This is a genomic window from Klebsiella sp. HMSC25G12, assembly GCF_001807705.1.
In the GTDB taxonomy this organism is placed as follows: domain Bacteria; phylum Pseudomonadota; class Gammaproteobacteria; order Enterobacterales; family Enterobacteriaceae; genus Klebsiella; species Klebsiella variicola.
On sequence record NZ_KV789908.1, the window covers coordinates 135,784 to 155,514 of the forward strand.

At 62.0% G+C, this 19,731-nt stretch carries 17 protein-coding genes and 2 pseudogenes; 3 read left to right on the forward strand and 16 right to left on the reverse strand.

Translation table 11 applies throughout. The annotated features are described in order from the left end of the window. The first annotated feature begins 141 nt into the window (after window positions 1–141). Together HMPREF3096_RS19265 and HMPREF3096_RS19270 are read left to right on the forward strand one after the other, a co-directional pair. On the forward strand, window positions 142–1,341 hold the full coding sequence (locus HMPREF3096_RS19265; protein WP_012541437.1) for an MFS transporter: 1,200 nt from the start codon (window positions 142–144) through the stop codon (window positions 1,339–1,341). A gap of 89 nt (window positions 1,342–1,430) precedes the next feature. Next, the gene (locus HMPREF3096_RS19270; protein WP_046881204.1) at window positions 1,431–1,823 is read left to right on the forward strand and encodes a VOC family protein; all 393 of its coding nucleotides are present in this window, start codon (window positions 1,431–1,433) and stop codon (window positions 1,821–1,823) included. Window positions 1,824–1,952: 129 nt separating this feature from the next. Here HMPREF3096_RS19270 and HMPREF3096_RS19275 read toward each other — a convergent pair whose 3' ends face one another. The 9 genes and pseudogenes from HMPREF3096_RS19275 to HMPREF3096_RS19315 all read right to left on the reverse strand — a co-directional run bounded on the left by HMPREF3096_RS19275 (window position 1,953) and on the right by HMPREF3096_RS19315 (window position 9,994). Next, window positions 1,953–2,540: a DUF1062 domain-containing protein gene (locus HMPREF3096_RS19275; RefSeq protein WP_162550374.1), complete on the reverse strand. Its 588-nt coding sequence runs from the start codon at window positions 2,538–2,540 to the stop codon at window positions 1,953–1,955. A gap of 298 nt (window positions 2,541–2,838) precedes the next feature. Beyond that, window positions 2,839–3,561: an amino acid ABC transporter ATP-binding protein gene (locus HMPREF3096_RS19280; protein WP_002908374.1), complete on the reverse strand. Its 723-nt coding sequence runs from the start codon at window positions 3,559–3,561 to the stop codon at window positions 2,839–2,841. Continuing rightward, window positions 3,548–4,312, reverse strand: coding sequence for an amino acid ABC transporter permease (locus HMPREF3096_RS19285; protein ID WP_008804505.1), 765 nt, complete (start codon window positions 4,310–4,312; stop codon window positions 3,548–3,550). The genes HMPREF3096_RS19280 and HMPREF3096_RS19285 overlap by 14 nt, the downstream gene beginning before the upstream one ends. 63 nt (window positions 4,313–4,375) lie before the next feature. Continuing rightward, a complete protein-coding gene (locus HMPREF3096_RS19290) occupies window positions 4,376–5,143 on the reverse strand; it encodes a basic amino acid ABC transporter substrate-binding protein (RefSeq protein WP_008804504.1) in 768 nt (255 codons plus the stop codon). Window positions 5,144–5,235: 92 nt separating this feature from the next. Further along, window positions 5,236–6,169, reverse strand: a pseudogene (locus HMPREF3096_RS19295) (MurR/RpiR family transcriptional regulator). Next, window positions 6,135–7,112, reverse strand: coding sequence for an ABC transporter substrate-binding protein (locus HMPREF3096_RS19300; RefSeq protein ID WP_176747755.1), 978 nt, complete (start codon window positions 7,110–7,112; stop codon window positions 6,135–6,137). The pseudogene HMPREF3096_RS19295 and the gene HMPREF3096_RS19300 overlap by 35 nt, the downstream one beginning before the upstream one ends. Next, complete coding sequence (locus HMPREF3096_RS19305) at window positions 7,102–8,154, reverse strand: FecCD family ABC transporter permease (protein ID WP_012967952.1); 1,053 nt, start codon at window positions 8,152–8,154, stop codon at window positions 7,102–7,104. The genes HMPREF3096_RS19300 and HMPREF3096_RS19305 overlap by 11 nt, the downstream gene beginning before the upstream one ends. Then, window positions 8,151–9,176 (reverse strand): FecCD family ABC transporter permease, encoded by a 1,026-nt coding sequence (locus tag HMPREF3096_RS19310; RefSeq protein ID WP_023322816.1) that lies wholly within the window; start codon window positions 9,174–9,176, stop codon window positions 8,151–8,153. Before HMPREF3096_RS19310 ends, HMPREF3096_RS19305 begins: the two co-directional genes overlap by 4 nt. Further along, window positions 9,173–9,994: an ABC transporter ATP-binding protein gene (locus tag HMPREF3096_RS19315; RefSeq protein ID WP_008804500.1), complete on the reverse strand. Its 822-nt coding sequence runs from the start codon at window positions 9,992–9,994 to the stop codon at window positions 9,173–9,175. The genes HMPREF3096_RS19310 and HMPREF3096_RS19315 overlap by 4 nt, the downstream gene beginning before the upstream one ends. A 505-nt stretch (window positions 9,995–10,499) precedes the next feature. On the opposite strand from HMPREF3096_RS19315, the gene HMPREF3096_RS19320 reads away from it, so the two are divergent. Continuing rightward, a complete protein-coding gene (locus HMPREF3096_RS19320; RefSeq protein ID WP_072123058.1) occupies window positions 10,500–12,572 on the forward strand; it encodes a TonB-dependent siderophore receptor in 2,073 nt (690 codons plus the stop codon). A gap of 109 nt (window positions 12,573–12,681) precedes the next feature. On the opposite strand, the gene HMPREF3096_RS19325 is transcribed toward HMPREF3096_RS19320, so the two are convergent. The 7 genes and pseudogenes from HMPREF3096_RS19325 to HMPREF3096_RS19355 all read right to left on the reverse strand — a co-directional run bounded on the left by HMPREF3096_RS19325 (window position 12,682) and on the right by HMPREF3096_RS19355 (window position 19,713). Next, a complete protein-coding gene (locus tag HMPREF3096_RS19325; RefSeq protein ID WP_032733193.1) occupies window positions 12,682–13,470 on the reverse strand; it encodes an ABC transporter ATP-binding protein in 789 nt (262 codons plus the stop codon). Next, the gene (locus HMPREF3096_RS19330; RefSeq protein ID WP_070544548.1) at window positions 13,464–14,459 is read right to left on the reverse strand and encodes an ABC transporter permease; all 996 of its coding nucleotides are present in this window, start codon (window positions 14,457–14,459) and stop codon (window positions 13,464–13,466) included. The genes HMPREF3096_RS19325 and HMPREF3096_RS19330 overlap by 7 nt, the downstream gene beginning before the upstream one ends. Then, window positions 14,440–15,477 carry an ABC transporter substrate-binding protein gene (locus HMPREF3096_RS19335; RefSeq protein WP_012541420.1) on the reverse strand — a complete coding sequence of 346 codons (1,038 nt, stop codon included), beginning with the start codon at window positions 15,475–15,477 and terminating at the stop codon, window positions 14,440–14,442. Before HMPREF3096_RS19335 ends, HMPREF3096_RS19330 begins: the two co-directional genes overlap by 20 nt. Then, window positions 15,474–16,436 carry an ABC transporter substrate-binding protein gene (locus tag HMPREF3096_RS19340; RefSeq protein WP_008804495.1) on the reverse strand — a complete coding sequence of 321 codons (963 nt, stop codon included), beginning with the start codon at window positions 16,434–16,436 and terminating at the stop codon, window positions 15,474–15,476. Before HMPREF3096_RS19340 ends, HMPREF3096_RS19335 begins: the two co-directional genes overlap by 4 nt. A 5-nt stretch (window positions 16,437–16,441) precedes the next feature. Further along, window positions 16,442–17,593 (reverse strand): acyl-CoA dehydrogenase family protein, encoded by a 1,152-nt coding sequence (locus HMPREF3096_RS19345; RefSeq protein ID WP_064169303.1) that lies wholly within the window; start codon window positions 17,591–17,593, stop codon window positions 16,442–16,444. Further along, a pseudogene (locus tag HMPREF3096_RS19350) lies at window positions 17,580–18,675 on the reverse strand (LLM class flavin-dependent oxidoreductase). Before HMPREF3096_RS19350 ends, HMPREF3096_RS19345 begins: the two are co-directional and overlap by 14 nt. Window positions 18,676–18,819: 144 nt before the next feature. Continuing rightward, entirely contained in the window at window positions 18,820–19,713 is an 894-nt protein-coding gene (locus HMPREF3096_RS19355; protein WP_032730629.1) for a LysR family transcriptional regulator, read from the reverse strand. Window positions 19,714–19,731 lie beyond the last annotated feature (18 nt).

A 19,731-nucleotide genomic window follows, 5' to 3' on the forward strand; every position in this document is an offset into this window, starting at 1 on the left:
GTACAGCCCTGTCGCCGCCCGGCGGTCCTTTTTTGGTAGTGATTTCAACGGTGACAACGGCCAGGCGATTAATTATTATGCAACTCAGGACGGCAATTTGCCGAAGGATCCACTACTGACCTCTCCTTCATCGGAAATAAAATGTTTAACCCAGACCAGAATCGTCTTGCTCCCACGCTGGCGATGATCATGGCCGCGTCGCTCGTGGGATTTATCACCGGCTATACGGTGCCGTTAATCAGTCTTGAGCTGGCGCAGCAGCAGATCGCGCCGCTGTACGTCGGCCTGCTGGCCGCCCTGCCGCCCGCCGGCATGATGATCTCCTCTTTCCTCTCTCCTGCGCTGTGCCGGCGCGTTGAAATGGGCGTGCTGCTGAGCGGCAGTCTGATCCTGCTGGCGCTGGCGACCATCGCCTCATGCATGACCACCGATATGACGCTGCTTTTGCTGCCGCGCCTGCTGACCGGCCTGGCCTCCGGGGTCATTATCGTGCTGGGCGAAAGCTGGATCACCGGCGGCGCGGCGGGCAGCCAGCGCGCCACCCTCACCGGCATCTACGCCTCGGCCTTTACCGGCTGCCAGCTGGCCGGGCCGTTACTGATCTCCGTCGGCCCCGCCTGGCAGGCCTCGGCGCTGATGGCGATCGTCGCGGTCACCGCCGTCTGCCTGCTGATGCTGCGCCATCTGCCCACCGGCACCCGCGAAAGCCTCGGGGAGCGCGCCAGCTGGCGCAGCCTCGGCGCTTTCCTGCCGGTACTGGCCTCCGGGGTCTTCTGCTTCGCCTTCTTCGACGCCAGCATCCTCGCCCTGCTGCCGCTGTACGGCATGGACAAAGGGCTGAATGAAGGGATGGCGGTGCTGCTGGTCACCGTGGTGCTCACCGGGGATGCGATGTTCCAGACCCCGCTCGGCTGGCTGGCTGACCGGGTCGGCATTCGCCGCGTGCATCTGTCCTGCGCGGTAGTCTTCAGCCTGTCGCTGCTGGCCCTGCCGCTGATGCTCGGCTCGCGCATTCAGCTGATGGCCATTTGCCTGCTGCTGGGCGCCGCCGCGGGCGCGCTTTATACCCTGTCGCTGGTGCGGGCGGGGAAAACCTTCAATGGGCAGAAGCTGATTATGATTAACGCCCTGTTCGGCTTTTTCTGGTCCGCCGGCAGCGTCGCCGGGCCGGTGGTCAGCGGCATGCTGATCGGCATCACCGGCTACGATGGCCTGATCGTCACCCTGGTGGCCAGCGGCGTGCTGTTCCTGTTGATTCAATGTCTATGCAAAAACGAGAAAACCCTGCTTGCCAGTGAGCAGGAAGAGGAGATGGACGAGGCGACGGAGTCCGCACGGTAGTTTTGAGGGGCTGGCCTGGCGCCAGCCAGCCCGCTCGCCAGCAACCAGGCTGAGGTTTTACGCCATCAAACCTGCTCCAGGAGGACATCATGTTTTCATACATCATGCTTGGAACCAATGACCTGCCACGCGCCATCAAATTCTATGACCCGTTAATGGCGCTGCTGGGACACGTCAAAGCCGGCCGTAACGAACAGGGGGCGTCCTGGGGGACCTTCAACGGCAATCACACCTGTGGGCTGTGCGTGGGCGTTCCTTTTGACCAGCAGCCTGCCGGGGTGGGCAATGGAACGATGGTGGCGCTTAACGCCCGCTCCGTCGAGCATATTGCGGAACTGCATGCCCTCGCCCTGCAACTCGGCGGACGTGACGAAGGCGGTCCCGGTCACCGGCCGCAGTATGGCGACGGTTTTCACAGCGCCTACGTCCGCGATCCCGACGGCAATAAGCTGGCGTTTGTTTATTATGCGTCTGCAGATTGAATGGCTGCAGCGGAGGTGACTTTTTCAGGCGGAGGTAAGGGAGTCAGGACGGCCAACTTCGCCGTCCTTATTTCACCGAAAATGGAATAGCCAGCAGCTCAAGCACGGCGGATTTTCTGAGCCGTCGGGTTAGCTACGGTGCCGCTTAAGCACAATTCGGCGTCGCGCATACAGCGTTTCCGCCGCCAGCTGAAAATGATATTCCATCGCCTTCAGCTTTTTCGTCTTGAGCTGTTTTAGTGGAATACCCTCGATATGCCCTGTCGCGACCAACCACCGGATTTCAGCCGTACTCAGCTTGAGCTGTTTTTTCAGTATTGATAGCAGGCTGATGCGAAATGGCTGACTGACGCTGACGCGCACCGTTATCCGCTGACATGCCATCAGCGTTACCGACCATTGCTCGTGAATACGAAAATCAGGTTGCCCCGACGGCTCGGCGCGGTTGCGCTTCAGCGTCGCGAGGTCAGCGGCATAATAGTGAACCATAGCTGCATCGTTCTGCATCAGACGCTGAAGCAGTTTACGGTTTATCTTGCTGACGTGCAGCCTGGAAAACAGGGCGATATTCCAGGTGTAATCGCAGCGCGTGCATTTATAGATGCTCCAGATATCCAGCAGCTTCTTTTGCGAATTCACCCGGATGGCGCCGGAAGGCGCGAAGTCGCGTTTTACATTGCAGGCGGGGCAGCGTTTGGCAATGTGCTGATACCCCACGGGCGTGACCGTCCATGTAACTGTCATAACGTACCTTTTTTAACCCATACGAAACCGAGTCCGTTATTAACGGACCATGATTTTTGGCGTATAAAAAATAGTTAATCGCTATTTTTCAGTGGGTTAAAAAAAGATTTCCAACGTTATTTTCCTGGAGAAGTCCTCATCGGCACCCTGAGATTAACAAAGGGGTTATCGCGGGATATATGAGCCCAGTCAATGTTTGCGCGGATGATTAAAAGCTTCGTCAATACACCCAGAATGCTCAGCGGGCTGGCCTGACGCCAGCCCGCTCGGTTTACAGCACCTTGCTGAGGAACGCGGCGGTGCGTGGGTTGCTCGGCGCGCTAAAGATCTGCCCCGGCTTGCCCTCTTCCTGAATCACGCCCTGGTCGATGAAGATCACCCGGTCGGCCACTTCGCGGGCAAAGCCCATTTCATGAGTCACGATCACCATGGTCATCCCCTCGCTGGCGAGGTTTTTCATCACCTCCAGCACGTCGCCCACCAGCTCTGGATCCAGCGCCGACGTGGGCTCATCGAACAGCATAATCGACGGCTTCATCGCCAGCGCGCGGGCGATGGCTACCCGCTGCTGCTGGCCGCCGGACAGGCTCGAGGGCCAGGCGTCGCGCTTATCGCTTAAGCCCACCTTCGCCAGCAAGGCTTCCGCCAGGTCGACCGCCTGCTGGCGCGGCATATTGCGCAGATTCATCGGCGCCATAATCAGGTTTTCCAGCACCGTCATATGCGGGAACAGGTTAAAGCGCTGGAACACCATGCCGACGCTTTCGCGCATCTTGTTGAGGTCGGTGGTCCGGTCGTGGGCGGCAAAGCCGTTAACCACCACCTCGCCTTCGCTGACCGTTTCCAGGGCATTCATGCAGCGCAGGAAGGTACTTTTTCCCGAGCCGGACGGGCCGATGATGCACACCACTTCCTGCGGTTTAATATCGCAGCTAATGCCGCGCAGCACGTGGCTGTCGCCGAAGCGCTTATGTAAGTTATTAATGTGAATCACTTTTGCCAAACCTCTTTTCCAGACGGTTAACCAGCTGCGCCAGCAGGAAGGTGATCACCCAGTAGACCAGAGAGATGGTCAGGTAGGGTTCCCAGTAGGTGGCGTAGGCGCCGGAGACGGTGCGCGCGGCGTAGGCCAGATCGGCCAGGCCAATCGCCGAGGCCAGCGACGAGTCTTTGACAATGGCGATGGCGTTGTTGCCCAGCGGCGGCAGAATGCGGCGAAACGCCTGCGGCAGGATCACCTTGCGCATGGTTTTCCACCACGGCATGCCCAGCGCGCGGGAGGCCTCCATCTGCCCTTTGTCGATCGACTGGATGCCGGCGCGGAAAATCTCCGACACATAGGCTCCGGCGTTAAGGGTGATCGCCACGATGCAGGAGAGGAACGCTCCGTAGCTGGCGCGCAGCTCGCGGGCAAAGTCGGCGCTCATCAGGCCGCCGGTTACCAGCAGACCGTCGCGCGGGTTGATAAACAGCGGCACCAGCGCAAAGTGCACCACCATAATCTGCACGAACAGCGGCGTACCGCGGAAGGCGCTAACGTAAAAACGCACCGGAAACTGCACCAGGTAGCGGAGAATATATTTCCACGGCCCGTGCTCGGCCTTCGCCATCCGCCCGAGACCGAGAGTTAACCCCCACAGCGTCCCGAGGATCACGCAGATAATGGTACATTTAATCGTCATCAGGGCGCCGTCCACAAACAGCGGGCCGTACTCCTCGATGATCTCCCAACGGAATCCCGTCATAGTCCTTCCCTAAAAAATACGGCTATCGCCTGGGCGATAGCCGTGGTCACTGAAAAAGGTGGATTATTGCGCTGGCAGCGTCGGCACGTTGTCGTCGAACCAGGTTTTATAGATTTTGGCGTAAGTCCCGTCAGCAACAATCTTTTGCAGCCCGGCGTTGATCTTGCCCAGCAGTTCGCTGTTGCCTTTCGCCACCGCAATACCGAAATACTGACGCTCAAATTTGGCATCCGGCACCAGCTTGAACTGCTTCTCCGGGTGCTGTTTGATGTAGTACTTCACCACCCCGACGTCGCCAACCGCGGCGCTGACGCCGTCCTCAAACAGCTCCTGAAGCATCAGCGGGGTATTGTCGAAACGCTTGATCGCGGTGCTGTTTTTGCCCAGCACCTCAGAAACCACGATATCGCCGGTGCTGGAGTTCACCACCCCGACCTTCTCGTTTTTCAGGGCCGCCAGCGAATCCACCTGCGAGTCCTGGGCGACGACGATAGACTGCTCGGCCGGGAAGTACGGCGCGGAGAAATCGACCATCTGTTTGCGCTTATCGGTGATGGTGATCCCGGAGATGATGATGTCGCGGTCGCCGGTGTTCAGCGTGGCGAAGATGCCTTCCCATGGGGTATTGACCAGCTTGACGTCAAAGCCTTCGGCTTTAGCGATGGCTTTGATGATGTCGATGTCGAAACCTTCCAGCTGTTTCTGGCTGTTTTCAAATTCAAACGGCCGGTAGGTGCCGCCGGAACCGACGGTATAGGTTTCCGCAGCCGCCTGTCCGGCTGCCGTCAGCGCGGCCATCATGAAACACGCCTTGAGCAAATTCTTGACCATGAGATTTCCTTTTTATGCATTTATTTTGCATAAAAATACACACACTGACTTTTATATGCAACCGGAAACCTTCCCGCTGGTGAATTATCTCTTCAACTGCCCCGTTTACCGCCGGATTTACCGATGGCCCGGTGCAGGTCGTTGATTCGTTTCAGGGATTTCACCGTTTTTTGTGGCGTGGTGGAGGCCACCGACAGGACAATCATCTCCAGACAGACCAGCACCGTGCCGTGCAGCGGCATCCGGCTGCTGTCCCCGCCGCGCGGGACGTCGATCACTACCTGCGCCTCCTGGCTGAAGCGCGAGTCCACCGCCTGGGTCAGCAGGATGGTCGGAATACCCAGCCGCTTCGCCTCGCGCAGGGTGGTCATCCCTTCGCGATGGGGGGATTTTTGTCCCATCATGATCAGCACATCGCCGCGCTGCAGGCCGATAAGCTGCTCGGCGAGGCTGAAGCCCGTGCGGTTCATCACATACGCCGGCAGGCCAATGCGGCTGAACAGCCGGGCGGTGTACTCGGCGAGGATCCCCGAGGCGCCGATGCCGAAGATCCCTACCTGGCGCGCGTCGCTGAGCAATGCCACCGCCTGGGCCACCGCCGCGCGGTTGTCGGCTCGCGACAGGACCTCGCAGACCCGCTGATGGCCTTCAAGCACAAAATCAATACTGGAGTTGACGTCGCTGGAGAGCGCCGTGACCGTCGAGCGCATCTTTTCCGCCGAGGTGACCGAGGTGCCGAACCAGCGCTCCATGGTCTGCTTAAGCTCGCGAAGCCCGGCGAAGCCCAGCGCCTGGATGGCGCGTACCACCGTGGCGTCGGAGGTCTGGGTCGCCGTGGCGATCTCCATCGCCGTATGCTCCAGCACCACCTCGCGGTTGTCGTTGATATAGCTGACCACGGCCCGTAGCCGGGGGGAAAGCTGGTGCGCCCGGGCGCGATAGCGTTCGCCGAACAAGTCGACTTTGCCCTTCTCTTTTTTTACCGCGCTTTTCATTTGGCCTCCGCCGGGATGGGCCTGCCGGCAATATGCGACTGCACCTGGGCCACCATCAGAGACAGCGCGGCGTAGGAGTTAGAGATCACCTCTTCCCGCGGCAGCAAAATATAGTGCCCGATGCGGCAGGCGCGCATAAAGTCGCACCAGTCGGGCATCACGCCTTCCATCGCCTGCAGCTCATCCTGCGGCTTACCGCCGGTATCCGACCGCCAGGTGGCGAAGACAAAATCGGCGTCCAGCTCCGGCAACTGTTCAGCGCTGACGTCAATGCGCTGACCGTCGGGGATCCGCTCAATCAGCGGCGGAAAGCGGAACCCGGCGTCGCGCAGCACCCGGCCCAGCGCATGATACGAATGATGCACCGTGACCTTGCCGTTGTTCGCCTGGATCACGGAGACGCTGTACTGCGGTGGATTGACCATCGCTTTCAGCTGTTTGATTTGTTCCTGATAGCGGCGCTCAAGGATCGCCAGCCGCGGCTGGGTGCCGGTCAGCTGCGCCAGCTTGCGGTAAATCTCCGGGGCGCTACCCTGCAGATGGTCGATGCTCACCGTCGGGGCAATCTTCTCCAGTTGCTCCACTGACACATGGCGGCTGGGCTCGGTGATAATCAGATCCGGCTTTGCGGCGGCTACCGCTTCCAGATCGATATCGGCGGTGCCAATAAAGCGGATATCGCTGTTGTCGAAATCGACACCGGTGAGCTGGGCGCTGGCGCGCAGATAGTGGCTGCCGTCCGGGCGCGTCCGGCCGTGGCTGGCGATCGGCGGCACCCCGAGCTCAATCAACGGAATGGTAATATCGAGATCGTGCATCGAAACAATGCGCTGCGGATGCAGCGGGACGGTGACCGTGCGGCCTAAATCATCGGTGAAAGTTTGAGTTTGTGGGGCGGCGGCGCTGACGGCCCCCGTCAGCAACAGCAGCAATGAGACGAACCAACGCATACTACCTTCCTGGTTAAAGGGCATCACGGCGACGCCAGAGCAAGACAACAAAGAATGGGCAGCCCACCAGGGCAATGACAATCCCCGCCGGGATCTGCAGCGGGGCAAACGCCAGCCGGCCAAGGGTATCGGTTACCAGCACCAGCAAGGCGCCAATCAGCGCGCTGCCGCACAGCAGCGATACCTGGCCGCCGCGCAGCACAAAACGCGCCATATGCGGCGCCATCAGGCCCACAAAGCCCAGGCTGCCGACGCAGGAGACGCTGGCCGAGGTCAGCAGCACCGGCGCGAAAAAGCGCAGCATCGTCAGCTGCTGCAGACGTACGCCGAGGCCGATGGCGGTCCGGTCGCCCAGCAGCGCCACGTCCGCCGCCCGGGCGGTACAGAACAGGATGATGGCCCCGGGCAGCGCCCAGCAAAAGGCCACCGCCAGCAGCGGCCAGGTCGCGGCCTGCAGGCTGCCCGCCAGCCAGATCATCGCCGTCTGCACGTCGCGAACGTCGGCGGTGGTCATAAAGATGCCGACCGCTGCCGCCAGAGTCCAGGAGACGCCGATGCCAATTAAAATAAAGCGCGGCCGCGAACAGTCGCGCGCCAGCGTCAGGACCAGCAAGGCCACCGCCACGCCGCCGACCATTCCCGCCAGCGGCCGCCAGACCAGGCCTACCGCCGGGAAAAACAGCACCAGCGCCAGCACCACGATGCTGGCCCCCTCTTTGACGCCAATCAGCCCCGGGTCGGCCAGCCCGTTACGGGTGATGCTCTGCATCGCCGCGCCGGCCATCCCCAGCATGGCCCCGCACAGCAGCGCCATCAGGATCCGCGGCAGGCGGATATCAAACAGAATAAAGCGCGGCTGCTCGCCCATATCCTGCGGCGCCAGCAGGGCCCGCGCCAGCGTCGACGCGGGCAACGGAAAGCTGCCGCGGCTGAGGCTGTACAGCCCGAGCGCCAGCAGCATCAGCATCATGATGGCGGCAATGTTGAGCGCCGCCGGGCGCAGCAGCAGCTGGCGGGAGGCGATAACCAGCGGCCGAAAACCGGCCCGGTGAACGGCGCGCGTCATTTAAAAAACCTCGCGGCGATAAAGATAAACAGCGGTGCGCCCACCAGGGCGGTCATCGCCCCGGTCGCCAGCTCCTGCGGCGCGACCAGCGTCCGGGCGGCGATGTCCGCCAGCACCAGCACCAGCGCCCCCACCGGCGCCGCCAGGGGCAGCGCCAGACGGATATCTTCCGTCACCAGACGGCGCACCACGTGCGGCACCACCAGCCCGACAAAACCGATCGGCCCGGCCACCGCCACCGCCGCACCGCACAGCAGCGCAATCGCCAGTAGACCCAGCAGCCTCGTCTGGACGAGATTAATGCCAAGGCCCAGCGCCACCTTATCCCCCAGCGCCAGCACATTAAGCCGTGGGGCAATGAGCAGCGCGACGCCAAGGCCGATCAGCGCCGGAACCAGCGCCGTCTGCAGCGTGCTCCAGTTCAGTCCGGCCAGGTCGCCGGCCAGCCAGGTACGCATCGCCAGCAGCGTCTGTTCATCGAGGATCAATATCGCCGCCGTCACCGCCGACGCAAACGCTGACAGCGCCACTCCGCACAACGTGATGCGCAGCGGCGTCGCCCCGCCGCGCCCGGCAGAGGCCAGCGCCATCACGCCACCGAACAGCAGCCCCGCGCCGCAGGCGGCGGTCAGCGGGCGCCCGGCGGGAAAAGCGCCGAGAGACAGGCCCAGCGCCGAGGTCGCCACCACCGCCAGCGAGGCGCCGGCGTTAAGGCCGAGAATATGCGGCTCGCCAAGTGGGTTACGGATCACCGTCTGCAGCAGCAGCCCGGCGACGCCGAGCGCCGCGCCGGTCAGCAGCGCTGCCGCCAGCCGCACCAGGCGCAGATCGACGATGATTCGCTGGTCGAAGTTGCGCGGATTGTACTCCAGCAGCGCCTGCAGCACCGTCTGTGGGGCGATCCAGCGGGCGCCTAAGCCAAGATGCACCAGCGAGGCGGCGATAAGCAGCAGCGTTAGCAGCAAGAGCGCCAGTCGGGGGCGGGCATGACGCCGCGCGGCGTACATAACGGCGGCGCTCATGCGTCAACGGCCTGGCGGGCGCGAAACGGCATAAAGAACGGTTTGCCGGTTTGCGGGTTAATCGACATCTGCACGTCAACGTCAAACACGCGTTTAATCAGCTCAGGGCTACAGACATCGTTGTCGCTAATCGTGCCGGCGATGCGCCCCTGTTTGAGGAATACCAGCAGATCGGCGTAGTTAACGGCAAAGTTAAGGTCATGGAGCACCGTCACCACCGTGCGGCCATGTTCGCGGGTGAGAGTCTGGAGCAGCTCGAGGATATCGACCTGATAGCGCAGATCGAGCCAGGTGGTCGGCTCATCGAGCAGAATGGTGGCCGTTTGCTGGGCCAGCGCCATGGCGATCCAGCAGCGCTGACGCTGGCCGCCGGAGAGGCTGTCCACCGGCAGATGGGCGAATTCGGCGGTACCGGTTAAGCGCAGCGCCTCCTCCACCGCCAGCTCATCGGCCTCGGACCACTGGCGCATCAGCCCTTGCCATGGGTAGCGCCCGCGCGAGACCAGCTCGAAAACCGTTAACCCTTCCGGGGTCAGCGGCGATTGCGGGAGGATGCCCAGCTGGCGCGAGACGGCCTTCGTCGGCATCTGGTGAATGGCTTGCCCGTCCAGACGCACGCAGCCGCCGAGCGGTTTCAGCATTCTGGCGATGGTCGAGAGCAGCGTGGATTTACCGGAGCCGTTCGCCCCGGCCAGCACCGTCATTTTGCCGGTGGGAATGGTCAGGTTGATATCGTCAACGATCAGGGTCTGGCCGTATCCGGCCGACAGGGCATCCAGTACGATCCCCTGCTCTGCAGGTTTCACCCGCTGTGGCATAACTCGCTCCTGCGCCGCAGCGTTCCAGGCCATCGCTGAACAGTCTGCAGTCAAACAAAAATAAATCTCATTCTCTTTTGATCATGACGGGGATAGATGTAGTAGTCAATACTCGCCATCGTCATCCGTCCGTCGCGAGCACTACAGCGAGGCTGCGCAACAGTAAAACCAACAAAATCATTTAATATCAATAAAATAACAACACACCACCTCATTGAAAAGACGTGATGACCCCGCCATTCCCCACCGCCAATTTTTTATCTTACATAACATTTACTACTACATCCCTTCATGATTGAATGATTCTCAATTACACATCTGAAGGCGCGTTCAGACGCTAAACAGAGTGCTTTTATTATTCAGGGCAATGATTTTATTGGCTTAATCTGACCGCAAAGGCAGATTCGTTCACGAGAAACAGATAATGACTCAACCCCATGTCGCCTGCAGAGCGTTGCAAGGGCGCGCGCTTTTTTCGCTTCTTTTTTTAGCCTCACCGGGATTAATGGCCGCCGACAATAGCGCGGCGAAAAGTAATAACGACGCGGAAGAGACCATCACCGTGGTGGCCGACGGCGCGCAGCAGAGCGCCACCAGCGGCTATCAGCCACTCAGCTCCGCCACCGCGACGCTGACCTCGATGCCGCTGCTGGATATTCCGCAGGTGGTTAATACCGTCAGCGATCGGGTTCTCGAAGATCAGCACGCCACCTCACTCGATGAGGCGCTGTATAACGTCGCTAACGTGGTGCAGACCAACACCCTCGGCGGTACCCAGGACGCCTTTACCCGCCGCGGCTTCGGCGCCAACCGCGACGGCTCGATCATGACCAACGGTCTGCGCACCGTGCTGCCACGCAGTTTTAACGCCGCCACCGAACGGGTGGAAGTCCTGAAGGGGCCAGCTTCGACGCTGTACGGTATCCTCGACCCCGGCGGGCTGATCAACGTCATCACCAAACGGCCGGAGCGGCAGTTCTCTGGTTCGGTTTCCGCGACGTCCACCAGCTTTGGCGGCGGTACCGGCAGCTTCGACGTCACCGGCCCCATCGAAGGCACGAATCTGGCGTACCGGCTGATTGGGGAATACCAGAATGAGGATTACTGGCGCAATTTTGGTAAAAACAAAAGCAGCTTTATCGCCCCTTCCCTGACCTGGTTTGGTGAACGGGCGACGGTGACCGCGTCCTATTCGCACCGCGACTACAGCGCGCCTTTTGACCGCGGCACTATTTTCGATCTGAATACCGGCCATGCGGTGAACGTCGATCGCAAAACCCGCTTCGATGAAGCGTTTAATATTACCGATGGCTATTCCGATCTCGCTCAGCTTAACGCCGAGTATCGCCTTAACGACGCCTGGACCGCGCGCTTCGACTACAGCTACAGCCAGGATAATTACAACGATAACCAGGCGCGGGTGGTGGCCTATGATTCGGCGACCGGCAACCTCACCCGCCGGGTCGACGGTACCCACGGTTCAACGCAGAAGATGCACTCCACCCGCGCTGACCTGCAGGGCAACGTGGTGGTAGGCGGTTTTTATAACGAACTGCTGACCGGCGTCGCCTATGAGAATTACGATCTGTTGCGCACCGATATGCTGCGCTGCAAGAACGTGAAAGGCTTTAACATCTATCATCCGGTCTACGGCACCCTCGACACCTGTAATACCGTCTCCGCCTCCGACAGCGATCAGCGTATCCAGCAGGAGAGCTATGCCGCATACGTGCAGGACGCGCTGTACCTGACTGACAACTGGATCGCGGTCGCTGGCGTGCGCTACCAGTACTACACCCAGTACGCCGGTAAAGGCCGACCGTTTAACGTCAATACCGACAGCCGCGATGAGAAATGGACGCCGAAAGCCGGCCTGGTCTACAAGGTGACGCCGAACGTCTCCCTGTTCGCCAACGTCGCCCAATCGTTTATGCCACAGTCATCGATCGCCAGCTATATCGGCGAACTGCCGCCGGAAGAGTCCACCTCTTACGAAGTGGGCGCCAAATTCGACCTGTTAAACGGCATTACCGCCAATATCGCGCTGTTTGATATTCACAAGCGCAACGTGCTGTACACCGAGAGCATTGGCGATGAGACAGTGGCCAAAACGGCGGGCAAGGTGCGTTCCCAGGGCGTGGAAGTGGACCTGGCCGGGTCCATCACCGATAACCTCAGCGTGATCGCCAGCTACGGCTACACCGACGCCAAAGTGCTGGAAGATCCGGATTACGCCGGGAAACCGCTGCCAAACGTACCGAAACATACCGGCTCGCTGTTCCTGACCTATGACATTCATAACGTCTATAACAGCAATACCCTGACCGTCGGCGGCGGCGGTCATGCGGTCAGCAAGCGCTCCGGCACCAACGGCGCGGATTATTATCTGCAGGGCTATGCGGTGGCGGATGTGTTCGCCGCCTATAAGATGAAGCTGCAGTATCCGGTGACGCTGCAGGTGAATGTGAAGAACCTGTTTGATAAGACCTATTACACTTCCTCGATCGGCACCAATAACCTCGGCAACCAGATTGGCGACCCGCGCGAAGTGCAGTTCACAGTGAAGATGGATTTTTAAGCCGGACCATGGCGTCGCGCCGGATGTTCATTGCCGGGCGGCGCTGCGCTTGCACCGGCCTACCTTTCCGTGACCTTTGTCGCAGCCGCCACCGGGCAATGCGTTCAGCTTACCAGTCCTCCTCCTGGCCGAGGATGCGCAATATATCCTGACGATGCTGCAGCAGTTGCGGGTTATCGCGATGACGGGGAAAATCCAGCGGCAGCGCGAACTCGGCGATAATCCGCCCTGGACGCGGCGACATCACTAGCACCCGCTCGCACAGCAGCAGCGCCTCTTCGATATCGTGGGTCACCAGCAGGCTGGTATACCCCTGCTGCTGCCAGAGGGCGATCAGCTCCCGCTGCATGCTGATGCGAGTCAGGGAATCCAGCTTACCCAACGGCTCGTCGAGCAGCAGCAGGCGCGGTTCGTTCAACAAGGCGCGCGCCAGCGCCGCACGCTGCGCCATCCCCCCGGACAGCTGCCGCGGCCACGCCTCGCTGAAGGCCTGCAGCCCGATGCGGTCAATCAGCGCGTCGGCCTTCGCCTCCAGCCCCTTTTTGCCCTGCGCCTGCGGGCCCAGCAGCACGTTCTGCCGTACCGTCAGCCATGGGTAGAGCGTCGGATCCTGAAACACAAGGATCCGCTCCGGCCCCGGGGCGCCGGGCGCCGCACCGTCGATCTGCATCTGTCCGCTCTGCGGCGCTTCCAGCCCCGCCAGCAGCCGCAGCAGGGTTGATTTACCGCAGCCGGAAGGGCCCAGCAGCGCCACGCTTTCCCCCGGACGCAGCTGTAGACTGATATTCTCCAGCACCGGTACCGTCTGTTTGCCAAGCGTAAACGCATGATGAAGATGGCTGATGGATACCGCCGCGCCGCGCGCTATCGCCGGCGAATCTGACGTCACTGTTACCATTGCATTCCTCCTCGCTGCCAGCTCAGCAGCCGGTCACGCAGCATAAATAATCCGCTTATCAGGCCGGAGCATAACAACGCCATCACCAGCAGCGCGGCGTACATATTCGGATAGGCCGCCCAGCCCTGGGCCCACTGGAGGTAAAAGCCGATCCATGACTTCACCCCGACCATTTCGGCGACAATCAGCACCGAAAACGACGCGCCGAGCCCCATAAACAGGCCGACAAAGACGTTCGGCAGCGCGGCGGGGATCGCCACCCGCAGGATCAGGAAACGCTGGCTGGCGCCGAGGGTCCGCGCCACGTCGTACCACGCCTTATCAATGCCCATCACTCCGGACCAGGTCAGCACCGTGACCGGGAACCAGGTGCTCAGCGCGATCAAAAACACGCTGGCGCCGAAGCTCGAGGGAAAAATAAACAGGCACAGCGGCAGCAGCGCGGTGGACGGCACCGGGCCCAGCAGACGTAACACCGGATGAACCCAGTAGCCAATCCGTTGCGACCAGCCGATGGCCAGACCGGTGATGAACCCGCTGCTGGTGCCCAGCAGCACGCCGAGCCCCAGCAGCCCCAGCGAGTGCAGCAGGCTGTCGAGCAGGCGCGGCCAGTCGTCGTGCAGCACCTCGATCAGCGCCTGCGGCGGCGCGAAAAACGGCACCGGTAGCACGGCGCTCTTGGCGGTCAGCCCTTCCCAGACAGCAAACAGCACCGGCAACAGCGCCAGCCACTTGCCGGCATGCCGCACACGCGCGCCGCGCGCTCGCCAGTAGCGATAGCTCAGCGCCAGCAGCAGTAATCCACTGCCGAGGGTGAATTGCGCCAGCGCCCACCCTTCGCTAAACGGCCAGCGCCGCCCGGCATCGGGCCAGGTCAGAGTAAACAGACCGCCCAGCAGCCACAGCGCGGCGGCCAGCAGCCCTTCTCCCCACAGCGGCGCGCGGCCGGTGGGGCGCGCCAGAGCCTGCTCAGGCGAATACGTTGGCATAGATACTCTCCGCGAACTGATGGGGATCGGTACCCGGCTTGATCACCTGCACCCGCTGCAGGTCGACCGCGTACTGCGTCAGCTCTTTCACGAATGCTTCGCCCACCGCATGATGGCCGTGGCCCTGCCCGTGCAGGATGCCGCTCACCTCCGCTTCACTGGTGTTCAGGGCATGGGCGAGGAAGGATTGCGCCACGCTTTCCGGATGCGCAGCGGCATAGCTGTGCGCCTCAAGGATCGCCTGGGTGAGCGCGGCGGCGGCCGGTTTATGGTCCCGCGCCAGGCTCCCGCTCACCCCCAGCACGCAGCAGCTGAGGTTGGCATAATCCCCGGTCATATTGCTGGCGATCAGCTGATACTTGCCGGTCTCCAGCAGACGATAGCTGAATGGCTCGCTGCCGCTGATGGCGGCGATTTCGCGCTTGTCCAGCGCCACGCTGAGCAGATCCGCCGGGTAGACTTTCCACTGCACGTCGCTGATCGGGTCGATACCGTGGCGCTTAAGCAGAATGGCGAAGAAGTTTTTATCCGGCCCGGCCATATCAGTGACGCCGATGGTTTGTCCCTTCAGGCTCTCGAGGCCGCCGAACGGCGAGTCTTTGGCCGTCAGCAGGTTCAGACAGCCGCCGTGGGTTCCGGCGGTGAGCTTGACGTCAAAGCCCTGCTCCAGCGCCTTCAGCCAGCGCAGCGCCATCCCCACCCCGGCGTCGGCCTTACCGGTGGCGATCGCCTCCAGCAGCACATCGGTGGAGTTGCCGAAGTTAACAAACTCAACGTCGAGGTTATATTTACTGAAAATCTTCTGCTGCTCGGCGACGGCGACCGGCGCAAGGCATACCGCGCTTTTATTGATCGCCAGCTTGATCTTGTAGGGCTCTGGCAGGCGCAGCGCCGGATGGGCATCGCCGCTGGCCATGTTCGCCATATCGTGAGCCCACAGCGGCAGAGAGACCCCGGCCAGCGCCAGGCCGCCGCTGAGCTGTAAAAAACGGCGGCGGGAAAAAGTGTTTCTGGTCATGGTGTCACCTCGGCGGCGGGCACGCTAAAGCTGGGGTCAAAGGTCGGCTTCACGTCCAGCCGGGTGCGGATCAGGCCGTTGGCGAGATAAAAGTCCGCCGTTGCCTGCTGCTGGGTCACCGTTTCCTCTGCCAGCGGCTGCCACTGCGACTGGCGGTTGGCAAATTGCGCGCGGGCGATCTCCGCCGGGAAGCGGATGATCTCCCCCAGCGTTTTGCCGTAGCTGTCGAGATTGGCGTAGGCCCAGCGCTCAGCGCCGGCCAGGCGCTGGAGATAATCCTGCAGCGCGGCGCGTTTTTGCGGATCGTTAAGCGCGGAATCCGTTGCCGCGAGGAAGGTATTCCCCGGCAGCAGCCCTTTGCCGCTCACCAGAATCTGCCCCTCGTTGGTCTTCACCATCTGGGTGGTGTAGGGCTCCCAGGTCGCCCAGGCGTCCACCGAACCGTTAAGCAGCGCCACTTTGGCGTCCACCGGGCCGAGGAACACCCACTGCACCTCCTTCGGTGAAATCCCCGCCTGCTCCAGCGCTTTCAGCGCCACGAAATGACCAATCGACCCTTTACCGGTGGCGATGCGTTTGCCTTTTAAATCGGCGCCGCTTTTTAACGTGCTGCCGGGGGAAACCAGCACCGCGGTCCCCGCCGGGTTGCTTTTATCCACGGCAATGGCCTTGACCGGCGCACCGTTGGCCAGAGCAAACAGCAACGGCGCATCGCCGATGATCCCCGCGTCCACGGCGCCCGCGTTGAGGGCTTCCGCCAGCGGCGCGGCGGCCGGGAACTCGGCCCACTTAATGTCGTAAGGGAGATTTTGCAGGGCGTTGGCCGCCTCCAGCTGCGAACGCATACCGCCTTTTTGATCGGCGATCCGCAGGGTGATCCGCTCCTGCGCTGTCGCGTAGCCGCCCAGCGCCAGCAGCATCAGCGCTGCCGCCACCCGGCCTGAAAATGATAGACGCATCGTGATTATCCTTGTGATTGAAAGACGAAGTTGCCGGCTGCCAGCCAGGCGCTGTCGCTCTGTGGGGTATGTACCCGTCCGCAGAGCACGTTGCGGTAGTGGCGTTCCAGCGGGTTCTGTCGGCTCAGGCCATGATTGCCGGTCAGCTCGAGCGCAATATTCACCGCCTGAATGGCGTTGTCGGTGATGGTGACTTTCGCCAGATTGGCCTCGATAGCGGAAAAGCGCAGCGCGGCGGCCTGCTCCAGCAGGCTGCGGTTGACCAGCAGCAGCCCGGCGATCTGCCCGACTTTCTCCTGCACCCGTGGCAGACTAGAGAGCGGATGGCCGAGACCGGCGGGTACCCGTCCCGCCAGCCACCTCACCAGCCAGTCGTGAGCGGCGTGGGCAATGCTGTCATAGATCGCCGCCAGCAGCGCCGTCTGCCGGTTGGCGAACAGGCGAAACGGTTCGGCCTCCGCGGCGGGTGGCGCATCGGCCGGCCAGACATCCACCGCGTGCTCTGCCGCCACCCGCACGTGGTTAAAAATAACTTCATGGCTGCCGGTGGCCCGCATCCCGGCGTGATCCCAGCTTTTCACCACGCTGATGCCCGGGCTGTCGCCAGCCACCAGCCAGGTGCCCACCAGCGGCGGGTTATCATCGCTTCTGGCCCACACCGCCAGCCAGCGCAGCCCTTCAATGCCGGTGGTATAAATTTTATGGCCGCTGATGTCCCAGCCCTCCGCGCGACGGGTCGCCACGGTGTCCGGCAGGCCGCCCCGTGCCGGGGAGCCCAGCTCCGGCTCGACGCGCAGGCTGTTGATCAGGCCACCGTGTTCGACAGCATCGTGAAAAACCTGCTGGCGCAGCGGCGCGTGCCAGGCGTCGTTTTCCGCCAGCCGCAAATGGTGCAGATACTGCATGCAGACGATCAGCGCTGTCGCCGGCTCTCCCCAGGCGATGGCGGCGATGGCCTGCTGCAGCTGGGCCAGAGTGGCGCCCGCGCCGCCGCAGGATGACGGCACGGCGAGACTTAACCAGCCCCCCGCGCGCAGATGGTCGATATTACGCTGGGGAAACTCGCCGCTGGCATCAAGGCTGGCCGCCTGCTCCGCCATCTGCTGGCGGAGCGCCGTCAGCTGCCGGGCCCAGTCGTCGCGCTCAGGATGGATCACGATGCGCGCTCCGCCACCGCACGCCGGGCAGCTTTTTCCCGGGCGATCGGCAGCAGCGCCCGGCCATAGTCGGCCGCGTCGTTCAGCGGATCGAAGCCGCGGATCAGGAAGTTACGCACCCCGAGGTCGTAGTAATCGAGCAGCGCATCCGCCACCTGCTCCGGGGTGCCCACCAGCGCGGTGGAGTTATGTCCGCCGCCCACCAGCTGGGCGATGCCGGTCCACAGGCGTTTGTCCACCACTCTGCCCTGCGCCGCGGTAGCCCGCAGCCGCTGGGCGCCGATGCTGTCCGGTTTGGCTTTGAACCCGCCTCCGCGCTGCGCCGCCTGCTCGGTGGCGACGTGCAGGATATGCTCGGCTTTCTCCCAGGCTTCGGCTTCGCTGTCGGCGATAATCGGCCGGAACGAGACGCTGAAGCCGATATCACGCTGGTGTTTCGCCGCTTCGGCGCGCACGCGCTGGATGGTCTCTCCGGTTTGCGCCAGCGACTCGCCCCACAGGGCGAAGACGTCGGCATGTTTGCCGGCGACGGCGATGGCCGCTTCCGACGAGCCGCCGAAGTAGATGGGAAGATGCGGTTTTTGCAGCGGGCGAATGGCGGACCAGGCCTGCTCGGCCTGATAAAAATCGTTGTGAATATCCACCGGCTGCTCGCTGGTCCACACCTGGCGCACGGTGTCGAGGAAGGCGTCGGTGCGGGCGTAGCGCTGGTCGTGGTCGAGATAATCGCCATCCCGGCGCTGCTCGGCATCGTTGCCGCCGCTGATGATATGCACCGCCAGCCGGCCCCCCAACAGGTGCTCAAGGGTGGCGAATTTGCGCGCGGCGAGGGTTGGCGAAACAAAACCGGGGCGATGAGCCAGCAGGTAATGGATTTTCTGCGTCGACAGCCCCGCCAGGGCCGTCACCAGAAAGCCGTCGGGTTGATCGGACCAGTGGCCGACCAGCAGACGATCAAACCCGGCGGCTTCATGGGTTTGCGCAAAGCGAACGATATAGTCGCGGTCAAAGATCGGCCCCACCGGGGCAATCGTTTCGGAAGAGAGGCGGTGGCCAATCATGCCGAGAAACTGAATGCTCATGAACAACTCCTTGCGTCAGGGTAATGGAGTGGCCGCGACAGCGGCGCTGGTCATTACCCTATACAGAGTGTGTTAATGAGCAAAATGCATTTTTATCATATCTTAATATGCTGAATTAGCATTAAACAAAAATGCATAGTGCTTTCAGTCGGATACTGTCAGCTGCTGCACCACTTTGCTGGCGAAAAAGGTCAGCGGCGCCTGCAGGTTTGCCAGATACTGGGCGTGGATCAGCCACAGTGAGACCGCAGGCTGAAAATCGCTGAGATTGAGGACCGCGATCTCGTCCCGCCACGGGCTGTTGGCCAGCGCCGCCCGCGGCACCAGACCCAGTCCCAGCCCCTGCGCCACCAGCGCTATCTGCAGCTGCGCGCCCGCGCTTTCGACATTAAGCTTCAACCGCAATCCCTGACTCTGCAGCTCGCGAATGAGCCCGGCGCGCAGGCCACAGCCGTCGGGGTTAAGGATCCAGCCCTGTTCGGCGCACTCCCGCAGGGATGACGCGCGCAAATTCAAACGCCGGCCGACGATCGGCACCACCTCCAGGGGACACAGCAGCCGTCCGCTATAGCCCTCGTCGAAGCTTTGCTGGGCCGGCCCCATCGCCAGCATGCCGTCCAGCTCGCCGTTTTCCAGCCGACGCTGCAGCTGTCCGCTCCAGCCGCAGGTGATCTGCGGCGACAGTCCGGGAAACTGCTGGCTCAGCGCTGACAGCGCCGCCGGCAGGGCAATCTCGCTGAGACTCTGCGGCACACCGAGACGCAGCGCGCCGCGCGGCTCGCCTTGCGGATCCAACAGGCTGTAGAGTTTTTTCGTCTCACGCTTAATGCTCAGACACTGCTCGTACACCCGGTGTCCGGCGGCGGTCAGGGTCAGCGGGCGGGTCTGGCGCTCCAACAGCGTCACATTCAGCTCCTGTTCCAGACGCTGAAGACGCCGGGTGATGGCCGACTGGGTGATCCCCAGATATTCCGCGGCCTGATTGAGGGAGGAAAACTGCACCGTGGCCAGCAAAGCGTCAATATCGTCAATGCGCATAGGATCCTTATGTGAAAT

What these genes read in the sequence shown, in the direction of transcription:
- HMPREF3096_RS19285 (WP_008804505.1), bottom strand. Translation starts at nt 4,312, where the DNA reads ATGACGGGATTCCGTTGGGAGATCATCGAGGAGTACGGCCCGCTGTTT.
- HMPREF3096_RS19265 (WP_012541437.1), top strand. Translation starts at nt 142, where the DNA reads ATGTTTAACCCAGACCAGAATCGTCTTGCTCCCACGCTGGCGATGATC.
- HMPREF3096_RS19300 (WP_176747755.1), bottom strand. Translation starts at nt 7,112, where the DNA reads ATGCCCTTTAACCAGGAAGGTAGTATGCGTTGGTTCGTCTCATTGCTG.
- HMPREF3096_RS19270 (WP_046881204.1), top strand. Translation starts at nt 1,431, where the DNA reads ATGTTTTCATACATCATGCTTGGAACCAATGACCTGCCACGCGCCATC.
- HMPREF3096_RS19290 (WP_008804504.1), bottom strand. Translation starts at nt 5,143, where the DNA reads ATGGTCAAGAATTTGCTCAAGGCGTGTTTCATGATGGCCGCGCTGACG.
- HMPREF3096_RS19340 (WP_008804495.1), bottom strand. Translation starts at nt 16,436, where the DNA reads ATGCGTCTATCATTTTCAGGCCGGGTGGCGGCAGCGCTGATGCTGCTG.
- HMPREF3096_RS19355 (WP_032730629.1), bottom strand. Translation starts at nt 19,713, where the DNA reads ATGCGCATTGACGATATTGACGCTTTGCTGGCCACGGTGCAGTTTTCC.
- HMPREF3096_RS19320 (WP_072123058.1), top strand. Translation starts at nt 10,500, where the DNA reads ATGGCCGCCGACAATAGCGCGGCGAAAAGTAATAACGACGCGGAAGAG.
- HMPREF3096_RS19325 (WP_032733193.1), bottom strand. Translation starts at nt 13,470, where the DNA reads ATGGTAACAGTGACGTCAGATTCGCCGGCGATAGCGCGCGGCGCGGCG.
- HMPREF3096_RS19315 (WP_008804500.1), bottom strand. Translation starts at nt 9,994, where the DNA reads ATGCCACAGCGGGTGAAACCTGCAGAGCAGGGGATCGTACTGGATGCC.
- HMPREF3096_RS19305 (WP_012967952.1), bottom strand. Translation starts at nt 8,154, where the DNA reads ATGACGCGCGCCGTTCACCGGGCCGGTTTTCGGCCGCTGGTTATCGCC.
- HMPREF3096_RS19310 (WP_023322816.1), bottom strand. Translation starts at nt 9,176, where the DNA reads ATGAGCGCCGCCGTTATGTACGCCGCGCGGCGTCATGCCCGCCCCCGA.
- HMPREF3096_RS19335 (WP_012541420.1), bottom strand. Translation starts at nt 15,477, where the DNA reads ATGACCAGAAACACTTTTTCCCGCCGCCGTTTTTTACAGCTCAGCGGC.
- HMPREF3096_RS19330 (WP_070544548.1), bottom strand. Translation starts at nt 14,459, where the DNA reads ATGCCAACGTATTCGCCTGAGCAGGCTCTGGCGCGCCCCACCGGCCGC.